This window comes from Rhodospirillaceae bacterium, assembly GCA_018662005.1.
Classification (GTDB): Bacteria; Pseudomonadota; Alphaproteobacteria; order Rhodospirillales; family JABHCV01; genus JACNJU01.
This window is the reverse complement of sequence record JABJHA010000004.1, coordinates 32,723-52,943: the sequence shown is the minus strand read 5'-3', so window position 1 is coordinate 52,943 and position 20,221 is coordinate 32,723. Positions and strand designations below refer to the sequence as shown.

19 protein-coding genes are annotated in these 20,221 nt (G+C 54.5%); 16 read left to right on the top strand and 3 right to left on the bottom strand.

Annotation, left to right across the window (positions count from 1 at the left end):
- Nucleotides 1-5: 5 nt before the first annotated feature.
- From HOL66_01530 to HOL66_01515, 4 genes are read left to right on the top strand one after another with little or no spacing between them, the layout of a single operon-like run.
- A complete protein-coding gene (locus HOL66_01530; protein MBT5242906.1) occupies nucleotides 6-929 on the top strand; it encodes a hypothetical protein in 924 nt (307 codons plus the stop codon).
- Nucleotides 926-1,936, top strand: a complete 1,011-nt coding sequence (locus HOL66_01525; GenBank protein ID MBT5242905.1) for an N-acylneuraminate-9-phosphate synthase — start codon at nucleotides 926-928, stop codon at nucleotides 1,934-1,936. Before HOL66_01530 ends, HOL66_01525 begins: the two co-directional genes overlap by 4 nt.
- Nucleotides 1,933-2,964, top strand: a complete 1,032-nt coding sequence (locus HOL66_01520; protein MBT5242904.1) for a hypothetical protein — start codon at nucleotides 1,933-1,935, stop codon at nucleotides 2,962-2,964. Before HOL66_01525 ends, HOL66_01520 begins: the two co-directional genes overlap by 4 nt.
- Nucleotides 2,961-3,662 carry a WbqC family protein gene (locus HOL66_01515; protein MBT5242903.1) on the top strand — a complete coding sequence of 234 codons (702 nt, stop codon included), beginning with the start codon at nucleotides 2,961-2,963 and terminating at the stop codon, nucleotides 3,660-3,662. The genes HOL66_01520 and HOL66_01515 overlap by 4 nt, the downstream gene beginning before the upstream one ends.
- A 146-nt stretch (nucleotides 3,663-3,808) precedes the next feature.
- Here HOL66_01515 and HOL66_01510 read toward each other — a convergent pair whose 3' ends face one another.
- Nucleotides 3,809-4,006, bottom strand: a complete 198-nt coding sequence (locus tag HOL66_01510) for a hypothetical protein (GenBank protein ID MBT5242902.1) — start codon at nucleotides 4,004-4,006, stop codon at nucleotides 3,809-3,811.
- A 3-nt stretch (nucleotides 4,007-4,009) separates the two neighbouring features.
- Here HOL66_01510 and HOL66_01505 point away from each other — a divergent pair, with 3 nt between their 5' ends.
- The 6 genes from HOL66_01505 to HOL66_01480 are packed head-to-tail and all read left to right on the top strand — an operon-like array spanning nucleotide 4,010 to nucleotide 10,720.
- Nucleotides 4,010-5,500: an ABC transporter ATP-binding protein gene (locus HOL66_01505; protein ID MBT5242901.1), complete on the top strand. Its 1,491-nt coding sequence runs from the start codon at nucleotides 4,010-4,012 to the stop codon at nucleotides 5,498-5,500.
- Nucleotides 5,497-6,534 (top strand): class I SAM-dependent methyltransferase, encoded by a 1,038-nt coding sequence (locus HOL66_01500; GenBank protein MBT5242900.1) that lies wholly within the window; start codon nucleotides 5,497-5,499, stop codon nucleotides 6,532-6,534. Before HOL66_01505 ends, HOL66_01500 begins: the two co-directional genes overlap by 4 nt.
- Complete coding sequence (locus HOL66_01495; protein ID MBT5242899.1) at nucleotides 6,489-8,153, top strand: hypothetical protein; 1,665 nt, start codon at nucleotides 6,489-6,491, stop codon at nucleotides 8,151-8,153. Before HOL66_01500 ends, HOL66_01495 begins: the two co-directional genes overlap by 46 nt.
- Nucleotides 8,146-8,919: a 2,4-dihydroxyhept-2-ene-1,7-dioic acid aldolase gene (locus HOL66_01490; GenBank protein ID MBT5242898.1), complete on the top strand. Its 774-nt coding sequence runs from the start codon at nucleotides 8,146-8,148 to the stop codon at nucleotides 8,917-8,919. The genes HOL66_01495 and HOL66_01490 overlap by 8 nt, the downstream gene beginning before the upstream one ends.
- Nucleotides 8,916-9,686, top strand: a complete 771-nt coding sequence (kdsB, locus tag HOL66_01485) for a 3-deoxy-manno-octulosonate cytidylyltransferase (GenBank protein ID MBT5242897.1) — start codon at nucleotides 8,916-8,918, stop codon at nucleotides 9,684-9,686. Before HOL66_01490 ends, kdsB begins: the two co-directional genes overlap by 4 nt.
- A gap of 11 nt (nucleotides 9,687-9,697) precedes the next feature.
- Complete coding sequence (locus HOL66_01480; GenBank protein MBT5242896.1) at nucleotides 9,698-10,720, top strand: Gfo/Idh/MocA family oxidoreductase; 1,023 nt, start codon at nucleotides 9,698-9,700, stop codon at nucleotides 10,718-10,720.
- A gap of 18 nt (nucleotides 10,721-10,738) precedes the next feature.
- Here the strand turns inward: HOL66_01480 and HOL66_01475 are convergent, their stop codons facing one another.
- Both HOL66_01475 and HOL66_01470 read right to left on the bottom strand, forming a co-directional pair.
- Complete coding sequence (locus tag HOL66_01475) at nucleotides 10,739-12,679, bottom strand: phospholipid carrier-dependent glycosyltransferase (protein ID MBT5242895.1); 1,941 nt, start codon at nucleotides 12,677-12,679, stop codon at nucleotides 10,739-10,741.
- 3 nt (nucleotides 12,680-12,682) lie between these two features.
- Complete coding sequence (locus tag HOL66_01470; protein ID MBT5242894.1) at nucleotides 12,683-12,835, bottom strand: hypothetical protein; 153 nt, start codon at nucleotides 12,833-12,835, stop codon at nucleotides 12,683-12,685.
- Between the two features lie 121 nt (nucleotides 12,836-12,956).
- Between HOL66_01470 and HOL66_01465 the strand changes: the two genes are divergently transcribed.
- From HOL66_01465 to HOL66_01440, 6 genes are read left to right on the top strand one after another with little or no spacing between them, the layout of a single operon-like run.
- On the top strand, nucleotides 12,957-14,051 hold the full coding sequence (locus HOL66_01465; protein MBT5242893.1) for a methyltransferase domain-containing protein: 1,095 nt from the start codon (nucleotides 12,957-12,959) through the stop codon (nucleotides 14,049-14,051).
- Nucleotides 14,044-14,763 (top strand): SDR family oxidoreductase, encoded by a 720-nt coding sequence (locus HOL66_01460; GenBank protein MBT5242892.1) that lies wholly within the window; start codon nucleotides 14,044-14,046, stop codon nucleotides 14,761-14,763. The genes HOL66_01465 and HOL66_01460 overlap by 8 nt, the downstream gene beginning before the upstream one ends.
- A 4-nt stretch (nucleotides 14,764-14,767) precedes the next feature.
- On the top strand, nucleotides 14,768-15,829 hold the full coding sequence (locus tag HOL66_01455) for a 3-dehydroquinate synthase (protein MBT5242891.1): 1,062 nt from the start codon (nucleotides 14,768-14,770) through the stop codon (nucleotides 15,827-15,829).
- Complete coding sequence (locus HOL66_01450; GenBank protein MBT5242890.1) at nucleotides 15,826-16,773, top strand: phosphoglycerate dehydrogenase; 948 nt, start codon at nucleotides 15,826-15,828, stop codon at nucleotides 16,771-16,773. The genes HOL66_01455 and HOL66_01450 overlap by 4 nt, the downstream gene beginning before the upstream one ends.
- A gap of 31 nt (nucleotides 16,774-16,804) precedes the next feature.
- A complete protein-coding gene (locus tag HOL66_01445) occupies nucleotides 16,805-18,493 on the top strand; it encodes a hypothetical protein (protein MBT5242889.1) in 1,689 nt (562 codons plus the stop codon).
- 8 nt (nucleotides 18,494-18,501) lie between these two features.
- Nucleotides 18,502-20,220: a heparinase II/III-family protein gene (locus HOL66_01440; protein MBT5242888.1), complete on the top strand. Its 1,719-nt coding sequence runs from the start codon at nucleotides 18,502-18,504 to the stop codon at nucleotides 20,218-20,220.
- Nucleotide 20,221 lies beyond the last annotated feature (1 nt).

Sequence of the window (20,221 nt, the reverse complement as noted above, 5' to 3'; positions counted from 1 at the left end):
AGATCATGAAACACGCCGTAGTCTTATTTGCCTTTCATAATGCAGGAGAAGCATGCCTATCGTGGCTTGCTCAGCAAGAAAATATAATGATTCCTTTTGTGGTAACTCACAAACCCTATAAAGGAGAAAATGTATGGTTTGCTTCTGTTGAAGAGGCCGCGAAAAAACTCGGCATTCAAGTCCTCATTGCTGAGGAACATAGCTCCGAGGAGATTGAAAGAGGGATCAAGAAAGCGTGTCCAGACGCAATCTTCTCTATCAACTATAGAAAAATTATTCCACGAAATGTTTATATCACAGCGCGTATCGGCGCTTTCAACCTCCATGATTCTTTGCTGCCATCATACAAGGGGTTTGCTCCGCAAGTCTGGGCAATGATTAACGGTGAGGTTAAAACGGGCGTTACCCTACACGCAATTTCTGACGATGTTGATGCTGGAGACATAGTTTCCCAAGTTGAAGTGCCTATTACATCTCAAGATAAAATTGGTGATCTTCTTGTTCGCCTTTCAGAGGCGACGAAAGAATTATTCATTGAAACACTTCCAAGGATACTTTCAGAAAACTATCCCAGGCGAGCACAGAAGCCCACGGATGGTTTTTTCATGAACCGTAGAACGACAAAAGATGATTACATAGACTGGAATCAACCAGTTGATAGAATTATCAATTTTGTTAGAGCTGTATCGCCACCTGTAGCTATTGCACGAACCCGTTTAGGTAACTTTGAAGTGTTAATCAAAAATGTCTCTTCTGTGAACCTGCCAGCTAGTGAAAAGCAGGGCGAGCCAGGCCAGGTACTATCGTCATCATCGGATGGCGGCATCTGCGTTCAAGCGGTTAATGGCACAATAAAAATTACCGATTACAGTCTCGCAGATGAGTCAACTAAAGCAAAACCTATCAAGCCGGGAATGTGTTTTTCATGAAGTTTCTTAGTCAATTTAATGCTCCTTTAATCATCGCCGAAATCGGGGCGAAGTATGCCGACATCGAAACCCTGAAGCGGATGGTCACCGCCGCGCGCGGAACCGGTGCCGACATGGTCAAGTTTCAGACGTATCGCGCTGAAACCATTTCAACACCGGGCAGTTTCTTTACGTTCGAGGATGGCTCCAGGGTTTCCCAGTTCGAATTTTTCAAGAAATACGAACTCAACCGCGAAGACCACGAAATTCTGGATGCCCACTGCAAGGCGGAAGGAATTGACTGGATCTCGACGCCAAGCCATCCGGAAGACGTAGATCTTTTGGAAGCCTTCGACTCGCCTGCCTACAAGACCGGCTCGGATGATCTGACCAACCTTCCGTTCCTGAGGCATATCGCCGAACGGGGACGCCCGATGTTAGTGTCTACCGGCATGTGCACCATGGATGAAATCGCCAGGGCGGTGGAGACCATACTAGCCACCGGCAACGAGCAACTGATTTTGCTTCACTGCGTGGTGTCCTATCCGTCGCAGGCAGAAGACGCCAACATCCGGGTGATCGAAACCCTGCAAACGAAATTCGGCCTGCCGGTAGGGCTTTCCGATCACACCACTGATGAGTTTACCAGCATTCTGGCGACAACGCTTGGTGCGGTGGTCATCGAAAAACATTTCTGCATGGACCGCGCACTTGATTTGCCCGACGCCCAGGCCGCCCTCGACACGGATGAATTCAAGCGACTCGTGGACCGGGTTCGCCTGACACCGAAGGCATTGGGAGATGGCATCAAGAAAATCGCAGCGACTGAAGAAAAGTGGCGGACCGCCGCCCGAAAATCATTGTTCAGTGCACGCGCTATCTCGATGGGTAAAATGATCGAGGCTGCCGACATAGCAATTCGCCGACCGTCAGACGGCATTCATCCGCATGAGTTCGAAAAAATGGTTGGACGTACGGCCGGTCAGGATATTCCGGAGAACACCTTGCTAACGTGGGATATGGTGTGACCTCGACGGGGAAAGCAATTCTTCGTGCCGATGGTGATCATCAGATTGGACTGGGGCATATCTATCGTATTCGGGCGCTCGGGTGCGCCCTGTCGGTAACTGGGCGGCAAGTAGTCTATGTAACGCTGGGCGGGACAGCCGGGGAGCGACTGTTGCGCGAGACGGATTTACCGATTTTCACCGTCGAGGACCGTAATAGCCCCTACGTACCAGCGGATGTGTTGGACACGTTCGATCCTGATGTGGTGTTGCTCGATGTTCTCGATTGCGACGGCTCTCTGTTGAAAGCTTTGAAAAAGTCGACGGACGCTCGCCTGATCGTCATGGACGATACGAAAGCCGGGCTTGAATGTGCCGATGTGGCGATCAACGCCATCGTCGCCCAGCACGGCGCCTATTCTACGGATGGTATTCAGGCGGCCCTTTATGAAGGCCCGGCCTATATGATTTTGAACAGCGACGTAGCTAAAGTTGTGCGTCGTGATGGAACCAAGGTGGATCAGGCAAGAAAAATCCTGTTGTCCTTCGGCGGAACGGATACTCACAATGTAACCGAACGGATGCTGGATGCCTTGAACGGAGTTCCAGATACCTTTGATATCCGGGTTAGTCTGGGACCGGCAAGCGAGCCATCGGATCACCTGGAAAAGATCGCTGCCGCCTCATCTCATAATGTGCACATACTACACGAGGTTCCGTCACTGATCGCCGAGTTCGCGGCTGCCGATCTGGTTATCTGTGCCGGGGGTATTTCTTTATATGAACTCGCGGCCATCGGTGTGCCTGCCGCGGCGATCGCCTCGGAACCGCACGAAGTCGATACCATTCGTTATTGCGCCGCACACGGCACGTGTCTTGATCTTGGCTGGGAACGCGATATGGATTTTTCTCTCGCCGCCATCGCCGTCACCGCCTTGGCCGCCGACCCTTCCGCCCGCCGGGACATGGCACAAAAAGGGCCGGCACTGGTCGATGGTCAGGGATTGCGGCGATGTGTGGAACTGATTTCCGAAAGTCTGAACCAATGAAGCGAATTTGCATCCATCAGCCGGACTTTGTGCCCTACCTAGGCTTTTTTGACAGGCTGTTGTCCTGTGATCTTTTTATAGTGTTGGATGATGTTCAGTTTATACGGCGGGGGTGGCACCATCGTGATAAAATCAAGACGCCGCGCGGCCCGGAATGGCTGAGCCTGATCTTGCAGAAGGGCGATTATCATCAAAAAATAAACGAGGTTCTGTTGCGCCCCGGTCAACAATCATGGGCCGACCGTCACCTTGCGGTGTTGACGGAAAATTACCGACGGGCCGTGCATTTCGACATGATCTTCCCGGCGATTGAGGCGGTTTACGGCCAACCGCATGAGAAACTGATCGACATCAACATGGCTTTTATCAATTTTCTGTTCGACTCCTTCAACATTTCTATCGACCGGGTCATGGCATCTGATTTAGCCATTGATACAACGGGCAATCAGCGGCTGATCGACCTGGTTCATGCCGCTGGTGGCGATATTTATCTGTCGGGTATCGGGGCACTGGATTATCTGGAACCGGCGCTGTTTGAAAACGCCGGAATAAAATTGGAAATTCAGGATTTTCATCACCCCGCGTATCCGCAGCTTCATGGTGACTTTGCGCCCTACCTGTCGAGCCTCGACGTCGTCCTGAACTGCGGCCCCGCCGCCACGGATATCGTGCGGCAATGTACCTCGGCCTCCTCTTGAATGCGAGCGTCTGATCCGTGATCCAGTATATCAAATCGATTCTCGGCCTGTTCGACCGGCGGACCCACTGGCAGCTGGCCGGTCTGTCCGGGCTGATGCTGTTCACCGCGTTGCTGGAGATGATCGGCCTGGGCCTGTTCCTGCCCCTATTGCAGATCATCGCCGACCCGAATGTACTTGACACCAACCCGTACATCGCCAAGGCCGTCGATGTTCTTGGTAATGGTTCCCTGGATCGCTTCACCATCGTCTTCGCCGGGCTGCTGTTGGCCTTTTTTCTGGTCAAGAACCTGATCCTGTTTGGTCTGACGCTGCTGCAAAACGTATTCGTCTTGAAGAAACAAGCCTTGCTACAGGGTCGGATTCTGCACAACTACGTGTCGCGTCCCTATGTCTTTCACCTGGGTCGCAATACTGCCAACCTGACTCGAAACATCACTCAGTCTGCCGCCATGTTGTTCACCCGCGGGTTGTTGCCGTTGCTCAACATTATGATGGAAGTGCTTCTCGTCCTCGCCGTCGTGGTCATTCTTCTGGCGACCGAACTGCTGGCCACCATGACGGTCGCCGGAGTCTTCATCGTCATTACCGGCGGGTTCTATATATTGACGCAGGGCGTCCTGGCCGATTGGAGCCACCGCCGCGAGGCCCATGCCGAAAAAATGATCCGTATGATCAACGAGGGCGTCGGCTCGGTCAAGGAAACCAAGATCTTGGGCCGCGAAAACTTCTTCGTTCGCGTCTTCCGCCGCGAGGCCCTGGGGCAGGCAAAATGCCAGGCCTTCACATCGTCATTAACCCAGCTGCCACGAAACGTCACCGAAGTCATCGCCATTGCCGGATTGGGGCTTGTCCTGCTTTTCATCCTCGGCAAAGGCGACGAGATCCAGGCCGCCATTCCGGTGATGGGGCTGTTCGCGCTGGCCACCTTCCGTTTGGTGCCCTCGGCTAATCGCATCATCAGCGCCATCGCCACCGTCCGCTCCGGCATCGCCTCCGTCGGCAGCATCACCATGGACTTCAAGGACTACGTCGGCGTCGAGGACGACGACGTCTCCGCCCCCGAAGAACGCCGACCCCTTCCCTTCGAGCGCGAAATCGCCCTGATCGGCCTGGGCTATCGTTACGCGGGGACAGACACCCGCGTCCTGTCCGACATCAATTTTACCATCGCCAAGGGTGAATCGATCGCCCTGGTCGGTGAATCGGGTGCCGGAAAGACGACCTTGGCCGATCTCATCCTCGGCGTGTTGAGCCCGACCGAAGGCCATATGCTGATCGACGGAAACGACATTGCCGGATCCGTGCGGCGCTGGCAGGCGCGGCTCGGATATATTCCGCAGAATATCTATCTGACCGATGATTCCATTCGCCGCAACATTGCCCTCGGCCTGGACGACGCGGACATCGACGACGGCGCCGTAGACCGGGCCGTCCGCCTCGCCCGTCTTGAAAGCGTCGTGGCGCAGCTGCCTGACGGCCTTTCCTCCTTGGTCGGTGAACACGGCGTCCGCCTGTCCGGCGGCCAACGCCAGCGGATCGGTATCGCCCGGGCGCTGTACCACAACCCCGATGTCCTGGTCATGGACGAGGCGACGTCGGCGCTGGACAGCCAGACGGAGCACGACATCACCAACGCCATAAACGACCTCAAGGGATCCAAGACGATTATCATCATTGCCCACCGCCTGAGCACCGTCAGGTCGTGCGACCGGTTATGCGTCATGGCGGGGGGGCGCATATCGGGCATCGGCACGTTCGATGAACTGAAGTCCGGCAACGAGACCTTCGCCAAACTGGTGGCGCTTGCCGACCTGGGGGGCACGCCGCAATCATGAACGGCTTCAGCGAAAACGAAATCCGTCCCACCGCACTGCTCGACGAATACCTGCGCCTGAGCGCCGAGGACGCCCGACGCATGGCGGAAACACCCGGCACGTTGGCCGAACGACGGTGCCCGGGATGCGGCGGGCATGAGCAACGACCCGCATTCGAAAAGAACGGCTTTAGCCTTGCTCATTGTGGCGACTGTGGGACGCTCTATGTATCGCCGGCGCCAACGCCGGAAGCCCTAGTGGATTTTTACCGGGACAGCGCATCGGCGAGTTATTGGGCGTCGGTCTTTTCCCCGGCCGTGGCGGAAGCCCGCCGGACAGTTATTTTTGCTCCGCGCGCGGCGCGTGTGGCATCGCTGATCGACACCTATGCAACCGGAGCCCCGGGGGGTGAGTTATTTGATGTTGGCGCCGGGGCCGGGCTTTTTCTGGAAGAATTCAAGGCGGTATCTTCCGAAACCCCGGTGTCGGCGATAGAGCCGGGACGCCTTCATGCGGAAAATTTAAAAAATCAGTCCGTACGTGTTTTCGAAGGGTATGCCGACGATGCCGCCAGAGACCCGGAATGGACGGGCATGGCGGCCTGCGTCACCTGCTTCGAGGTCATCGAACATATCCCTGATAGCGTCGTGTTTCTACGCTCCTTGCGGCGACTGGCGCGACCCGGCGGCCTTATCATTCTTTCCGGCCTGTCGGGTGACGGCTTCGATATCAAGGCGCTTGGCGTGCATTCGAAAGCCGTCTCGCCGCCCCACCACTTGACCTTCCTCAGCCTGGAGGGCGTCAAGGTTGCGCTTGCTGGGGCTGACCTGGAACTTGTCGACCTGTTTACGCCGGGAGAACTGGATGTCGACATCGTCCGTAACGCGGCGCTGGAAGACCCATCCCGTATTGAGGACGCCGTTGTTCGGCGGCTTGTCCTTGACGGCGATGACGCGGCCCGGACGGCGCTTCAGGAAAAACTGAAGGAAACCCGGAAATCGTCCCATATGTGGATTGTCGCGCGGCGACCGATGTCGGATCGGGACGCGGACTAGGCGTGACCGTTGTTCTTCACCATCCCGGCGATGCGCCGGACAAGACGGCCTACGACGCTTGGTTCGCCATCGGCCCATCCGCAACGGGGGGGCTCGACCCTGAAACCAGGATGGCCGACATTCAGGGCCGGCTGGAATGCGCATTCGAAAGCATGGCGAATACCTGGCTGACACTGGCCCGCTCGATGTCCGAGGATTCTTCCGCCGCCCTGTCGCACACGGCATCCGCCGCCGCCAACGTTTCGGATTTCGGCGTCATGCTGGCCTGGTCGCGACTCGTCGAAGACGCCGCCGCCGGGGCCGGGATGACCCTTGTCGTCTGTGACGACCCCTGGATGTTTCGCCATCTCGAAACACTGGACAACGTCTCATCGGGGGCAAGGCCGCCATTATTGGGCGGAAAGATTCGGCTCGGTCTGCGCGGGCCGCTGGCCCGGACAAAGGTTACCCTGGTAAATCTGCTCGCCTGGTGGCGTACACGGGGACACCGGGAGCTATGCCCGCAAGTCTGCGCGAGCCTTCTTGTCTACGGCCACCCGACCAGCACGGCCGATGGCGTCGATGGCTACTTCGGCACACTGATGCGCGACGTCGATGAATTGGTCCGCGTTCTTCATGTCGATTGCCCGCCCGGGCGCGCCATCGAACTGGCTAGGGATGACCGGACCTTCAGCCTGCATGCCTGGGGCTCGCCAATTGATGCGTTGACATTGCCTTGGGCGCGATGGCGACCGGGCCGCACGCACTTGGCGGGCTCGTTCGGATGGTTAATCCGCCGCGCCGCCGCCCTGGAAGGCGGCTGCGGCCAGGGCGCTATGATTGCTTGGCAACAACGTTGTCAGCGGCGCTGGCTTAAGCAGGCGAACCCCGGGACCGTGGCTTGGCCGTGGGAAAACCACGCCTGGGAGAAGGATTTTGTCCGCGCCGCACGCCGGGCCGGGGTTCGCACCATCGGTTACCAGCATGCGGTGATCGGCCGCCACATGTTGAACTATTCCCCCGAAGCCAACCGCGACGGCACCGATAGCCTGCCGGACAAGGTTTTTTGCAGCGGACCATCGACGCTGAACCAATTGCTCGCATTTGGCATGGCGGAGGACCGGCTCGGGCTCGGCGGCGCTTTTCGTTTTCCTGAAACGGGGCGGCTTGATTATGATCCGCAAGGCCCGGTATTTGTCGCGCTACCGTTTGACCGGAAAATATCGGCAGAGATAATTGCCGCCGCGCACCGCCTTTTGCCGCACGGCTTGCGATTTGTCGTCAAGGATCACCCGATGTCGCCCTGCGCGTTTGAAGAGGCGCCGGGACTGACCAGAACCGGCGATCCGCTCAACCGGCAGGGCGGGCTCTCCGCCGTCCTGTACGCGGCGACGAGCGTCGGCCTAGAAGCCTGTCTTGGCGGCCTTCCGACCATTCGGTTTCTTTCCGGGGAACGCATGGCCCTCGATATTATGCCGCAAGACGTCACCCTGCCGACCGCGACATCGCAAAATCTGCACGAAACTCTGCTGGCCGTTGCCGACCAGAACAGCTCCCAACGGCCCACTCCCCCACACGGCGAACAGTTCTTTGCCGCCGTGTCATTGGAACTTTGGCGTAAGGAACTGCTCAATGGCTGAAGCCACAAAAAATCCTCTCAAATCCCGTCTCGCCGCCGGAAAGCTCAGTATCGGCGGCTGGTTGACCACGGGGTCGCCGCAAATAGCGGAAGCGATGGCGAGCCTCGGCTTTGACTGGCTGGCGCTCGACATGGAACATGGTTCCGCCGATATATCGCAGGCCGAGGCGGTGTTCGTCGCGGCGGAACGGCATGGCGTCGTTCCGCTGGCGCGGATCAGCGGACAGCATCGCGACCTGGCCCGGCGTCTGCTGGACCTGGGGGCCGGCGGGTTGATCGTCTCGACCGTCGAAAGTGCCGCCGATTTCCGCGAATTCGCCCTTTCCTGCCAGTACCCGCCGGCCGGCCGGCGCGGCGTCGGGCTGTCTCGCTGCAATCGGTGGGGCGATGATTTCGGTCCCTACATGAATAAATTTCAACCACTGCTAGTGCCGCAGATTGAAACTCGCGCCGGGGTTAATGCGGCGGCCGATATCGCCGCCGAAAAATCCGTCGATGCCTTGTTCCTGGGACCTTACGACTTGTCATGCGACCTTGGCCATCCCGGGGATTTCGATGTCCCGGCGGTCATGGATGCCATTCAATCGGTCAAGACGGCGTGCCGGGAAAACGGCAAGGCGGTGGGTATCCATCAAGTCGAGCCGGACGCGGGGGCCCTGCAAGGCCGGATTGATGACGGTTTTACATTCGTCGCGTATTGTACCGATATTATCGCCATGCGGGGCGCCCTCGGCGGCATCCGGTCGATCACCGGATCGACATCATGACCGGGCCAATTTGCATTATTCCGGCCCGCATGGGTTCCAGCCGATTTCCCGGCAAGCCGCTGAAGCCGATGCTGGGGCTTGCGCTGATCTTGCACATCCATGATCGCTGTCGTCTGTACGACGGGCTTTCCCATGTCGCGGTGGCGACGTGTGATGCGGAAATTTACGATGCCGTTATCGCCCACGGTGGCGAGGCGATCATGACAGCCGATAGTCACGAACGCTGTACGGACCGAGTCCAGGAAGCGGTCGCCGCCCGATATCCCGATGCCCAAGATGACACCGTCGTCGTCATGGTTCAGGGCGACGAGGTTTTGGTTTCGCCGATAATGATCGAAGACGTGGTCGCGGCGCAAAACCGATCCGGCGCCCCGGCTATCAATCTTGGTTCAAGACTTTACAGGCCCGAGGATCATGACGATCCGAACACCGTAAAAATCGTCGCCGCGCCCGACGGCAGGGTGCTCTATTTTTCCCGTGCGGCGATTCCCTCACGGGCCCGCACGGCAACCGTGCCGATGTATCAGCAAACCGGAATCATGGCCTTTACCTGGGGATTTCTCAAGCGGTTCAGCGCCCTGCAGCCGACGCCTCTTGAAGATATCGAGTCCGTGGATATGCTGCGCGTACTCGAACACGGACATGCCCTGTACGCCGTTTTCACCGAAACCGAAACCATCGGCATCGACACCCAACAAGACCTGACCCGTGGTGAAGGCCTGCTTCGGGACGACCCGTTGACCCGCCAGTATCTGGAGTTGTCGTGACAAAATTACCGCTGCGAATCGGCATCGCCGGTTTTGGCGTGGTCGGCCAGCGCCGCCACCAATTCATTCAACAACGGCCCGATATGGTCACCGTCGCGGTGTGCGACCGCACGCTTCCCGGCGACGGGGAACTGGATGACGGGGTGCGTTTTCATAAAGACTACACCGCACTGCTGAAGGAAGACCTGGACGCCCTGTTCGTTTGCCTGACAAACGACATCGCTGCAGAGGTAACGATAGCCGGTCTTAATGCCGGCCTTCATGTGTTTTGTGAAAAACCGCCAGGGCGCAACCTTGAGGATATATCCCGAGTCGTGGAATGCAGCAAAGCACACCCCAAGCTGAAACTAAAATACGGCTTCAATCATCGTTACCATGACAGTATTCAAAACGCCTTAGGCATTGTTCAATCCGGCGAAATGGGTCGGGTCATTAACCTTCGCGGGGTTTACGGGAAATCCAAATTCATCAGTTATGGTGAACCATCGGATTGGCGCACACGGCGTCAGATAGCCGGCGGCGGCATCCTGCTTGATCAGGGAATCCATATGGTTGACCTGATGCGCTTGTTCGCTGGCGAGTTCGAGCAAATTCACAGTTTCCTCAGCAATGCCTTTTGGGGTTATGACGTCGAAGACAACGCCTATGCCCTGATGCGGACCAGGGAAGGCGTGGTGGCGATGTTGCATTCGACAGCAACACAATGGCGTCATCGTTTTTCACTGGATGTCACCCTGGAAAAAGGCGCGGTCAACCTGTCGGGAATTCTCAGCGGCTCAAAAAGTTATGGCGAAGAAACCCTGGCCGTCGCCTGGGCCGCGAATTCCGATGTTGGTGACCCGAAAGAGGAAATTACACGTTACGATCATGACCCCTCGTGGGAGCGTGAAATTGCGGAATTCGCCGATGTCATTTTCAATGATACCCCAGTCATCAGCGGGTCGGTGGACGATGCCCTGGAAACGATGCGGCTTGTTTACCGGATTTATTGTGCCGATCCGCAATGGAAGGCCCGATGGGGACTTGGTTCGTGAATGATCCTTCGACCAGCGTTACTCTGGCTGCGGAAGGTCTTTGAGCAATTCGATTACGGCAGGACCATCATAAACTGCCGAATAATGACCCTCAAAAACGGGTTGCAATCGGCTCAATACAGGTTGGAGATAGTTTCCAAACCTGTAATCCAGGGGATTTACCTTTGTTATTATTGCCTTTGCCGTATCATTGCGACGTTGCTCAAATGCTGTGGGCACAAAGAAGTAACGAAAGTTTGCCGTCTCCACTCTTTGCATGAATGTGTTGAAATTCATTTCCGGTGGTTGATCGGTTTCTCTCCACCATTTTGCCTCATCGTCAAAATAGCTCAATGTTACGGAGACCTGCGGACAATAAAAGGAATGGGGCCAGACGACGGAGAAGTACTGTTCACCCGGCTTTAGATTCCGGCGTATAAATGTACAAGTTCCATACATCGCTCCGGTCATGGTTGGTGTTTTCGAATGAAAGGTCTCGGCTGTCATGAGGCCAAGAGCAACCGGCAGCCTGATGGCGGAATAGATGCCGACGAACATAGACTGGTTGATAAACAAAACGCCAATCAATGCAATATATACTGGTTTCAATCCTTTGTGCTGTCGAACGGCCCGCCATAGAGCGGTGGCACCAGCCGCTGCAAAGATCGCCAGCAGGGGCATAACCGGCGATAAAAACCGAACCTGTTGGTTCAACAGGTAAAACCAGACGACAAAAAAAACGCCCAGGATGGTTAACATTGGACGCAAGCGTTTGGCTTGGGGCAAATCAAAAACCACCAGCGGGACCAGCGCCAGCAGATAAGGGGCCCCGAGAACCATTCCATCGAAGTGTTGCATCGGTAATATGGAAAAATTCCACGGAGCCATGATCAAATCAAGCAGGCCCATCCCGGGTCCATAGTGTTCGAAAATCGACGTCTCGAAATAGACTGGCTCTTCCGGGTTGAAGAAATTGTTGAGCAGGGGAAACAGAGGGTTGCCCGTCATCATCGCATTGCGCGCTAGGTGCGGTACGATAACGCAGAAGGCCACCGCGGGACCGGCCAGAAAGGCCGACCAGTTTTTTCGCCCCACGAAGCGATCATAAAGGATAAGCGGGCCGAACGCGGCGGCGAAGGGATATCCCTGATACTTGGTTAGTAATGCGGCGCCGATCATCAAGCCGAAAATGGCTGCAAGGCCGAAGGTTTCATGTTGCCGCCACAGCGTATAGGCGAGCATGGCCAAAATGGAAAAGGCGGCAAAGGCGATATCGACCTCGACGGTCGCCATTTCCCATACGACGAAACGAATGGACAAGAATAACAGGGCCGCCAAAACCGCGACTGATTGCGACATTTTCAGACGCAAGGCCAGCGCGGCGGCGGCGGCGGCGGCGAGCAAACCGAACACACCATGCAGCATTTGTGCTACCCCCGCGTTTGTCAGCGCCAAGGCGAAACGGGTCATATTACTCATCATGGCGGGAAACAACCCCGTCTGGGTGCCGCTGTCGCGGCCCCATGGAACCGCGATGCGGCCCAGTTCAATATCGTGCTGAGGATACGAAAGATGATACATCAGGCTGTCGTAATCATTCGGTGGTGCCATGCCCTGAATGATGGCACTCAGGCCGACGCCAATAACGGCGAGCCACAACAGCGCCAGCAGCCTGTCGCCGCGAGCCATCTGGTAGACACGTGCGAACGTCCGGCCGAAATCCCGTAATGCCAGGCGGCCGAGGACGGGCAAGGCGGTCAGAATTAGCACCCCAGCCAGTATTCCCATAGTCGTGCTGTCGAGACGCCAGTAGCCGATCGCGAAAACGCCGAAATAGATGGCGTAACAACCAGTGGCAAAAGAAAACAATACCCGCTCGAACCCGCTCAAACGTTGCTGGCGATCAAACTTTGAGACCGCAACAAAACCGAGAGCAGCGAGGACGGCGAAAAAAACCAGAACGAACAAAATGCTTGCCACGGACTATTGCAATGCCTCAAACAGGAATTTTGCAAAGACGCCGACTTTTTCTTCGTAGTAGCCGACATTGGAAACGTAATATGTCGCCATTACCACAGCGCACCAGGCGACTCCAAGGGCAGGAAAAAGAGCTTTATAATTTTCGGATTTCGACATAACCACTATCCACAGGCTTGGCCAATCAAATATTTTCTGTTTGTCACCGGGGACTATACACCCTGCACCTAACAGGTCAATGCAGTGCCAAAACCTTGAACGCAAGGGCTTTCTTTCTATCATGGCGGAACACAAACAACATATTTCTTTTCTCAGGATCATTTCCAAAGATACGGAATACCTTCTACGCTGTCCGGCGTGTCACGCGGAGGCGTTACACATTAATGGCAATGACGGAGTTGCTTGTGGCACCTGCGGCGCCGATTATCCGGTCGATGGCGAAAAGCTGCTTTGCTCGCTTATGTCCGATGTGTCTGATACGGCAACCAAGACCGATATTCAAAAATGGTGGGGCGATCTGTATCACCAGCTTTATGCTGGCCACGAAGACGAATTGAGTGCCGAAACGCTCAAGGAACAATTGGCTAAACTGGAAGATTTGTTTGTCCAGCGCAGGCATATGGCGACCATCGAAATGCCGCTCAAAGATATTGCCGGAAAAAGGGTGCTGGAGATTGGACCGGGGGGCGGAGGACATTCATCCTTGTTTGCATTGCACGGGGCATCAGTTGTCGCCGTTGATATCACGCCACAACGGGTCATGGCGACTAATCGGAAATTATTTTTACTTGAAGGAAATGGACGCGCGTATCAAGCGGATGGAGAAAATTTACCCTTCCGTGACAATAGTGTTGATATCGTCTATTCGAACGGTGTTCTTCACCATTCAGAAAACACAGATAAATGCATTGAGGAAGTTTTCCGGATCTTGAAACCAGGTGGCAAAGCTATCATCATGCTATATTCACGGCACTCAACTACTTACTGGCTTAATATTTTGCCGCGGGCAATTATTACCGGTGAAATTTTCCATTGGCCCGAGGCTCAGTGGATTGGGCGCCTGACAGAAGGAAAGCCAAAGTTTGCAGATACGAAGAACCCCATAACCAGGGTTTATTCGGAAAAGCAAATGCGTTACTCATTTCGTCATTTTACCATTCATAGTCTGAGAAAATCGAGTTTTCAGTTTGATAATTTTTGCGTTCCGAAATTGAGTCAGATTCGTTTTTCTCTTCTGAAAATGATGGGTCGAAGGGCACATTCCGGGGGAGTGCTCGTCTATGGAGCGCCATATATGACAGAGACAGCCATGGAGTTGTGGCTTGGGCGCTTTATTGGTTTTTCTTGGAACATTGTGGCGGAGAAAGATGAGTAAATATCTAAAGGGAAAACGAGCTCTGGTGACAGGCGGGACTCGTGGTATTGGCCGCGCAATTGCGGAGCGCCTTTTTTCCGAGGGCGCTCAGGTCATCATAACTGGTACGAAGCCTGACGGCGAAACGCCCACAGGTTGTGAATATCGAGCTGTCAACTTTACAGATGAGAAAACTTTTCAGGAATTTACCGCGCAATTAACTGAATTGTCGGTAGACATTCTAATCAATAATGCGGGAATCAATAAGATTGCCCCCTTTGCGGAGATAAACCTGGAAGATTTTGCCATTATTCAACAAGTCAATGTTCACGCACCTTTCCGTCTTTGCCGCGCTGCATTGCCGGGCATGACCAAGAAAGGTTGGGGACGTATTGTTAATATTTGTTCGATCTGGGGTAAAATCAGCAAATCTCACCGGGGGGCATATTCCGCCAGCAAATTTGCGCTTGATGGCATGACGGCCGCCCTTGCCGCAGAAGTGGCTAAATCCGGCGTGCTGGCCAATTGCCTTTCGCCGGGATTTATCGACACCGAACTGACACGTTCTATCCTGGGAAACGAGGGTATTTCCGAACTGACGTCTCAAGTTCCGATTGGCCGATTGGGAACCGTTACGGAAATCGCCGCTTTTGCTGTCTGGCTGGCTGGTCCTGAAAATACATACATAAGCGGGCAGAATATTGCCATCGACGGGGGCTTCACGCGTGTCTAGGGAAATGACTATCCAGTCCCACAAAGGGCCGTATTCTGTTTTCTTTGATGATGAAGCCTTTGCAAGCATGGATAGGAATATATCTGAAAACTGCCATTTTATTATTGATGAACGCATCGCTGATTTATACGCAACGAAGCTCAAAAAAGTTCTCGCGTCTTCTTCCGTGTTGCTTATTAAAGCGACAGAAGAAAACAAATCGTTAGACCATACCCCGGCATACGTAGAACATTTGGTCGACAATGGGATAAGGCGTGATCACGCCTTATTGGCAATCGGCGGCGGCATTATTCAGGATATCACCTGCTTTCTGGCAACGTCAATTTTACGTGGTGTAGAGTGGAGTTTTTATCCAACAACGCTACTGGCTCAGGCTGATTCATGCATTGGCTCAAAAAGCTCGATCAATTGTGGCAACGCCAAGAATATATTGGGATCTTTCTCCCCGCCTAGGCGTGTCACCATCTGTCCTCATTTTCTCGATACCCTTGACGAACGGGATTTGCGTTCCGGAGTTGGGGAGATGCTGAAGGTACACGCTATTGCCGGGCCTGAAGATTTTGATGCCATTGCGGCTGATTACGGCAATATCTTTTCCGACAGGGCCTTGATGATGAAATACATCCGGCGCTCTCTTGAAGTTAAACAACGTTTCATAGAAGAAGATGAATTTGATAACGGCATCCGCAATGTTTTCAATTTTGGCCATAGCTTTGGTCACGCCATAGAAGCGGCAACTGCTTTTGCCATTCCGCACGGGATCGCAGTTACGATTGGCATGGACATGGCTAATTTTGTTGCTGAAAAACTTTTTGTTGGTTCGCAAGAAAACTTCCAACGCATGCATCCCGTCTTAAAAGAAAACTACAGGGGCTTTGAAGATTTTCCCATACCCCTCGAAGTCTTTCTCGCAGCCATATCAAAGGATAAAAAGAACGTGGGCGCTGGAAATGTCACCCTGATCCTGCCAGGAAAAGATGGCAGAATTTTCAAAGATGGCTATGCCAATGATGAATTCTTTTCCGCTTCTTGTAAGCAGTTTCTTGATGAAGGACGAATTCGGTGAAAAACCGAACTCCCGTTGCCGTCACGTCACGGTCATTTTCCAAACATCCTGATTTGCGTGCCGAATTGCTCGATCAGTATCAAAACGTCACTTTTAATGATCAGGGACTGAGCCTTGAAGGTGACGGGCTCGTCAATTTTCTGCAAGGGCACAAAAAGGCGATTATCGCGCTGGAATCTATTGATGCGACCGTGCTTGAAAAGCTGCCTAGCTTAAAGGTGATCAGTAAATATGGGGTCGGGCTTGACATGATAGATATTGAGGCCATGCAAAAACACGAAGTGAGCCTTGGTTGGAGTGGCGGGGTAAATCGGCGCTCCGTATCCGAATTGGTAATTTCTTTCGCGATTTCCCTGTTGCGGCACGTTCCCGCAGCAAATTCAGAAGTGCGTTTGGGCACTTGGCGTCCACATATGGGCCGCTACTTGTCTGAACGAACGGTCGGCATTGTTGGGTGTGGCCATATCGGGAAGGATTTGGTGCCGATTTTGAACGCCTTCGGCTGCACGGTTCTTGCCCACGATATTCTCGACTTTTCTGACTTCTATTCCACCAACCGGGTTGAGGCGGTGGATCTGGAAGGGCTGTTACGCCGCTCGGAGGTGGTCACGATTCATCTTCCCCTCGACGAGACGACTCGTAACATCCTGACGGCCGAGCGATTGGCCCTGATGCCGGCGACAGCGATTTTAATTAATGCGGCACGTGGGGGGTTGGTCGATGAGAAAGCCCTGAAGACGATGTTAATGGATGGTCGATTGGCCGGGGCTGCGTTCGATGTCTTTGCGGTGGAACCGCCGCTAGATTCCGAACTCCTGTCCCTGCCGAATTTCCTTGCCACCCCACACATTGGCGGCAGTGCTGAGGAGGCCATTCTGGCCATGGGTCGCGCCGCCATCGGCGGCCTCGAAAACAACGCCGTACCAACATCCGGCATTTACTGAAGCCGACAGGCGAAGATTGATTTAATAAACAATGACTGCCTCGCGAAATTTACTCCAAACACTAACCGTGACCTACTGCTGGTTGTTGTTGTTGGCGGTCTCGTTTGCCAAATACAGTACCCCGAAAAGTTTTTATCGTAGTGCTTATTATAAGGCGCTGAACCCGGGCGAATTAACCAGTGATATCTATCTGCAAGATCACATTTCCTTAAACAGTTCTTTTTTTTACGATGTAATCGCGTTCTTCAGGTTGCCGTTATATGACGATTTCTACGGGCTGCTTTTCTTTCTGGCTGTTTCCGCTCTGGCACTGTGGATGACCTTTCTGATGGTCGGGGAATATTTCGACATCAACGATCCTGCGATATCCAGCGTTATTACATTGTTGCTCGGCTTCAGTTTTTATAAAATTCTAATAACCGTACACGGCGGCGCCGGCACGCCGCATACCATCGCCCAAAATGCCCTGGCCCACGGGCTGGGAATTGCGTCCTTATATTTCATGGCTGGGCGCAAAGCCGTGCCGAGTGCCCTGTGCATCACACTGGTTTTGCTAATCGCGCCAAAAGGCGGATTTGTCCTTTTACCCGTCGCCCTGATTTATTTTCTGCTACGGCGCCCCTTTAAAATGTCCGATGCCCTGGCCCTGTCGCTGCCTGTGATGGCGATTGTCGGTTTAAGTGGCAGGGTTGCCTTCCCCGAAGAGGCCGAGGCGCTTATTCGAATTTGCGAACGGGTCATGGAACGAGAAGATTTGGAAGTCGCCTTTCATCTTCAACCCGTGTCAGCTCTTGTTCTTTTCGTGGCATCCTTGGCTGCGACACCCTTTTTGGCCAATCGTCTGAGGAACCCGGACTTTCGCCGTCTGTATTGGTGTGTTTCCCTTGTTACGCTTGGCCTCGTCGTGTTTGGTGTTTATTACCTCACTCTTGGTTATAAAATTTACCCTAATCCCAAACTCATTATGTTGAGTCCGGTTCGGGCCGCCAAATTTCAAATTTTTCTGTTTTCTATGATCGTGCTGGTTCTGGTCCTGCAAAACGACCGATTTTCCTGGTACGAAAAAACCGGTGTGTTGACGGCTTTTTTCCTGTTGCGTGGCGATATCACCGCAATTGGATACGCCTCCTTCGTGCTGGCGATCACGTTCGCCTTGTCGAAGTGGTTTTCCAGGATGACGGAGTCCATGCTGAAACCTTTCTCGGGGATACCGGTTACGGTTTTCGTTACGATTATTGTCACGGTGGCCTTCGCCCTGCAACTTCCAAGATCTTATCCGGTCGCCCGTATGGACATGGAAATGTATAGGTTGACAGGGCAGTGGACGCGAAATTCAAACATCGATCTAGCAGATCTGAATGACTTCAAACTGCTGGCTAGCATGCAGGATGATTTTACCCTTCTTGGGTTTTACGAGGATGGGGAACATTTTAGCCCCGTCCTGAATGCCGTTGATCTGATGGCTAGAAAATCATCCTTCATTGGCGAACCGGCGACTTTTTATCATCGGCCAAAGTTGTGGGACGAGGCGGTATTGCGAAGGCAGATAGCCGAGAATTTGGCAGAGTCTCTGAACGGTGGCGAGCGGGTTTCCTGGAACATTATCGCCCAGCTTCATGAACGCCGGACGCGCGTTATGGCACCTCGTAAAATGGCCCTTCTGTTTCCTGCTTCCGTGACGCGCGAAGTCGTCGGCGGGTACATGTTGTTCAAACCGTAAGATGTTGAATGATAACTGAAATTCATCGCAAAATTCGCCAACTCGCCGGCGATCCGGTGCTGCGGCGTTGGTTGATTGGGCGGTTATTGGGACGCTGGCCGGGCGAGCCGTCCTTCGAGGCGCATCGACCGCCGTATTTGACCGAATTTCTACCTCTTGAACTGGAGGATGCAGACAAAAACTATCCGGGTGCTGCGCCGGGACAGCCCGAAGGAAGGATAGACATCCGTCTGGCCGGAGAGAAACTTATGCTTGATGCATCCGGTAGCGAAGCCTTTTTCCAGCGCACTTTCGCCGACATCGAAACGCTTTTGGCGATGCACCGCTTCGCCTGGCTGCCCCTTATGGGCGCCGCCGCCGACCCGGCGTGGGTCGGCATTCTGTGGCAGGCCTGGCGGTCAAATTACGGCGAACCTTCCGGCGACTGGGCCTGGCATCCTTACACTGCGGCAGAGCGGGCCGTGAACATCCTGGCATTCGCCCGCCGTCACGGGTTACCGGGAGACAATGCGGATACCGTGCGCGTTCTCGCCGCCCATGCAACGGTGATTGCCGACAGGCTCGAATATTTCGGCGACCATCACACCTCGAATCACCTCTCCAACAATGGTCGTGGACTATATCTTCTGGGCCTTGAACTTAAACTCGACAAGGCGGCCAGCTTGGGAGCGGAGATTTTATGCCATGAATTTGAACGCATTTTTTCGGCTGAAGGGGTCTTGCGTGAGGGTTCCAGCCATTATCAGTTGCTGTTGACACGCAACTACGCCGAGGCATGGCTCGCGGCTAAACGTTATGAACGGAAAGAGGCCAGCATGCTGAAGGAATTTACCTTAAAGGCACTTTCAGCCGCCAACGCCATGACCTTGCCCGGTGGGATGCCCTTGATTGGCGATCTGTCACCTGATTGTTCTCCGGCCTGGCTTTCCGGCCTGCTTCCGGGTGGCACGGGTGGCTGGCTTGCCGGATTGGTGGAAGATGACGTCAGGGCGTTCCTGGATTTGCGACGGCAAATTGCGCCAGCATCGTCGGTGGCTCTGTCCGCCGCAGGATGGCACCGCCTTGCGCTCGGTCCCTTTTCAATGCTTGCCCATGTCGCGCCCGGGGGGTGGTCCCACATGCCCGGCCACGGTCATCAGGATATTGGCGGTTTCGAGCTCCACTATGAGAACGAACCGGTGATTGTTGATCCGGGCCGTGGAAGTTACGGCGAGGAAGGTGAGGCGGCCTACTATCGATCCGGGGCGGCCCACAACGGTCTCATGGTTGATCATGCGAGTAGTTTTCCGCCTAGCCGGCCCTACTACGATGAAACCTTTCGCCGTAAAATTGGCGGACCGGTACCACAGGTTGAAATCGAGACGGATACCATGACACTGGTTCATCATGGGTTCTCCCGATTTCCTGGTGTTGGGGCACACAAACGCTGTTGGCATTTTGCCGGCAACAGGCTTTGCGTTGACGATGATCTTGCCGGCCATAGCCGCCATGATTTGGTGCGGACGATCATTACGCCACTCAAACCCCGTTGCGTGGATGGTGCAATCGTGTTGGCGGGGCAACAGAAAGAATACCGTCTGAGTTGGCAGGGCGACGTCAATAAGATGTCCATTGAGCCCGTGACATGCTGGCACTCCTACGGGGCCGGCACGGCGGCACATGCCATTCGCATGAAGAAATGCGTCAGCTTGCCGTGGCGCGGTGGTTTTAGCCTGGAGTGCTTGTAAG

Bases quoted from the DNA above. Each gene is read 5' to 3' on its own strand.
- HOL66_01530 (MBT5242906.1), top strand. From the start codon at position 6: ATGAAACACGCCGTAGTCTTATTTGCCTTTCATAATGCAGGAGAAGCA.
- HOL66_01525 (MBT5242905.1), top strand. From the start codon at position 926: ATGAAGTTTCTTAGTCAATTTAATGCTCCTTTAATCATCGCCGAAATC.
- HOL66_01515 (MBT5242903.1), top strand. From the start codon at position 2,961: ATGAAGCGAATTTGCATCCATCAGCCGGACTTTGTGCCCTACCTAGGC.
- HOL66_01500 (MBT5242900.1), top strand. From the start codon at position 5,497: ATGAACGGCTTCAGCGAAAACGAAATCCGTCCCACCGCACTGCTCGAC.
- HOL66_01490 (MBT5242898.1), top strand. From the start codon at position 8,146: ATGGCTGAAGCCACAAAAAATCCTCTCAAATCCCGTCTCGCCGCCGGA.
- kdsB (MBT5242897.1), top strand. From the start codon at position 8,916: ATGACCGGGCCAATTTGCATTATTCCGGCCCGCATGGGTTCCAGCCGA.
- HOL66_01470 (MBT5242894.1), bottom strand. From the start codon at position 12,835: ATGTCGAAATCCGAAAATTATAAAGCTCTTTTTCCTGCCCTTGGAGTC.
- HOL66_01465 (MBT5242893.1), top strand. From the start codon at position 12,957: ATGGCGGAACACAAACAACATATTTCTTTTCTCAGGATCATTTCCAAA.
- HOL66_01460 (MBT5242892.1), top strand. From the start codon at position 14,044: ATGAGTAAATATCTAAAGGGAAAACGAGCTCTGGTGACAGGCGGGACT.
- HOL66_01455 (MBT5242891.1), top strand. From the start codon at position 14,768: ATGACTATCCAGTCCCACAAAGGGCCGTATTCTGTTTTCTTTGATGAT.
- HOL66_01445 (MBT5242889.1), top strand. From the start codon at position 16,805: ATGACTGCCTCGCGAAATTTACTCCAAACACTAACCGTGACCTACTGC.
- HOL66_01440 (MBT5242888.1), top strand. From the start codon at position 18,502: ATGATAACTGAAATTCATCGCAAAATTCGCCAACTCGCCGGCGATCCG.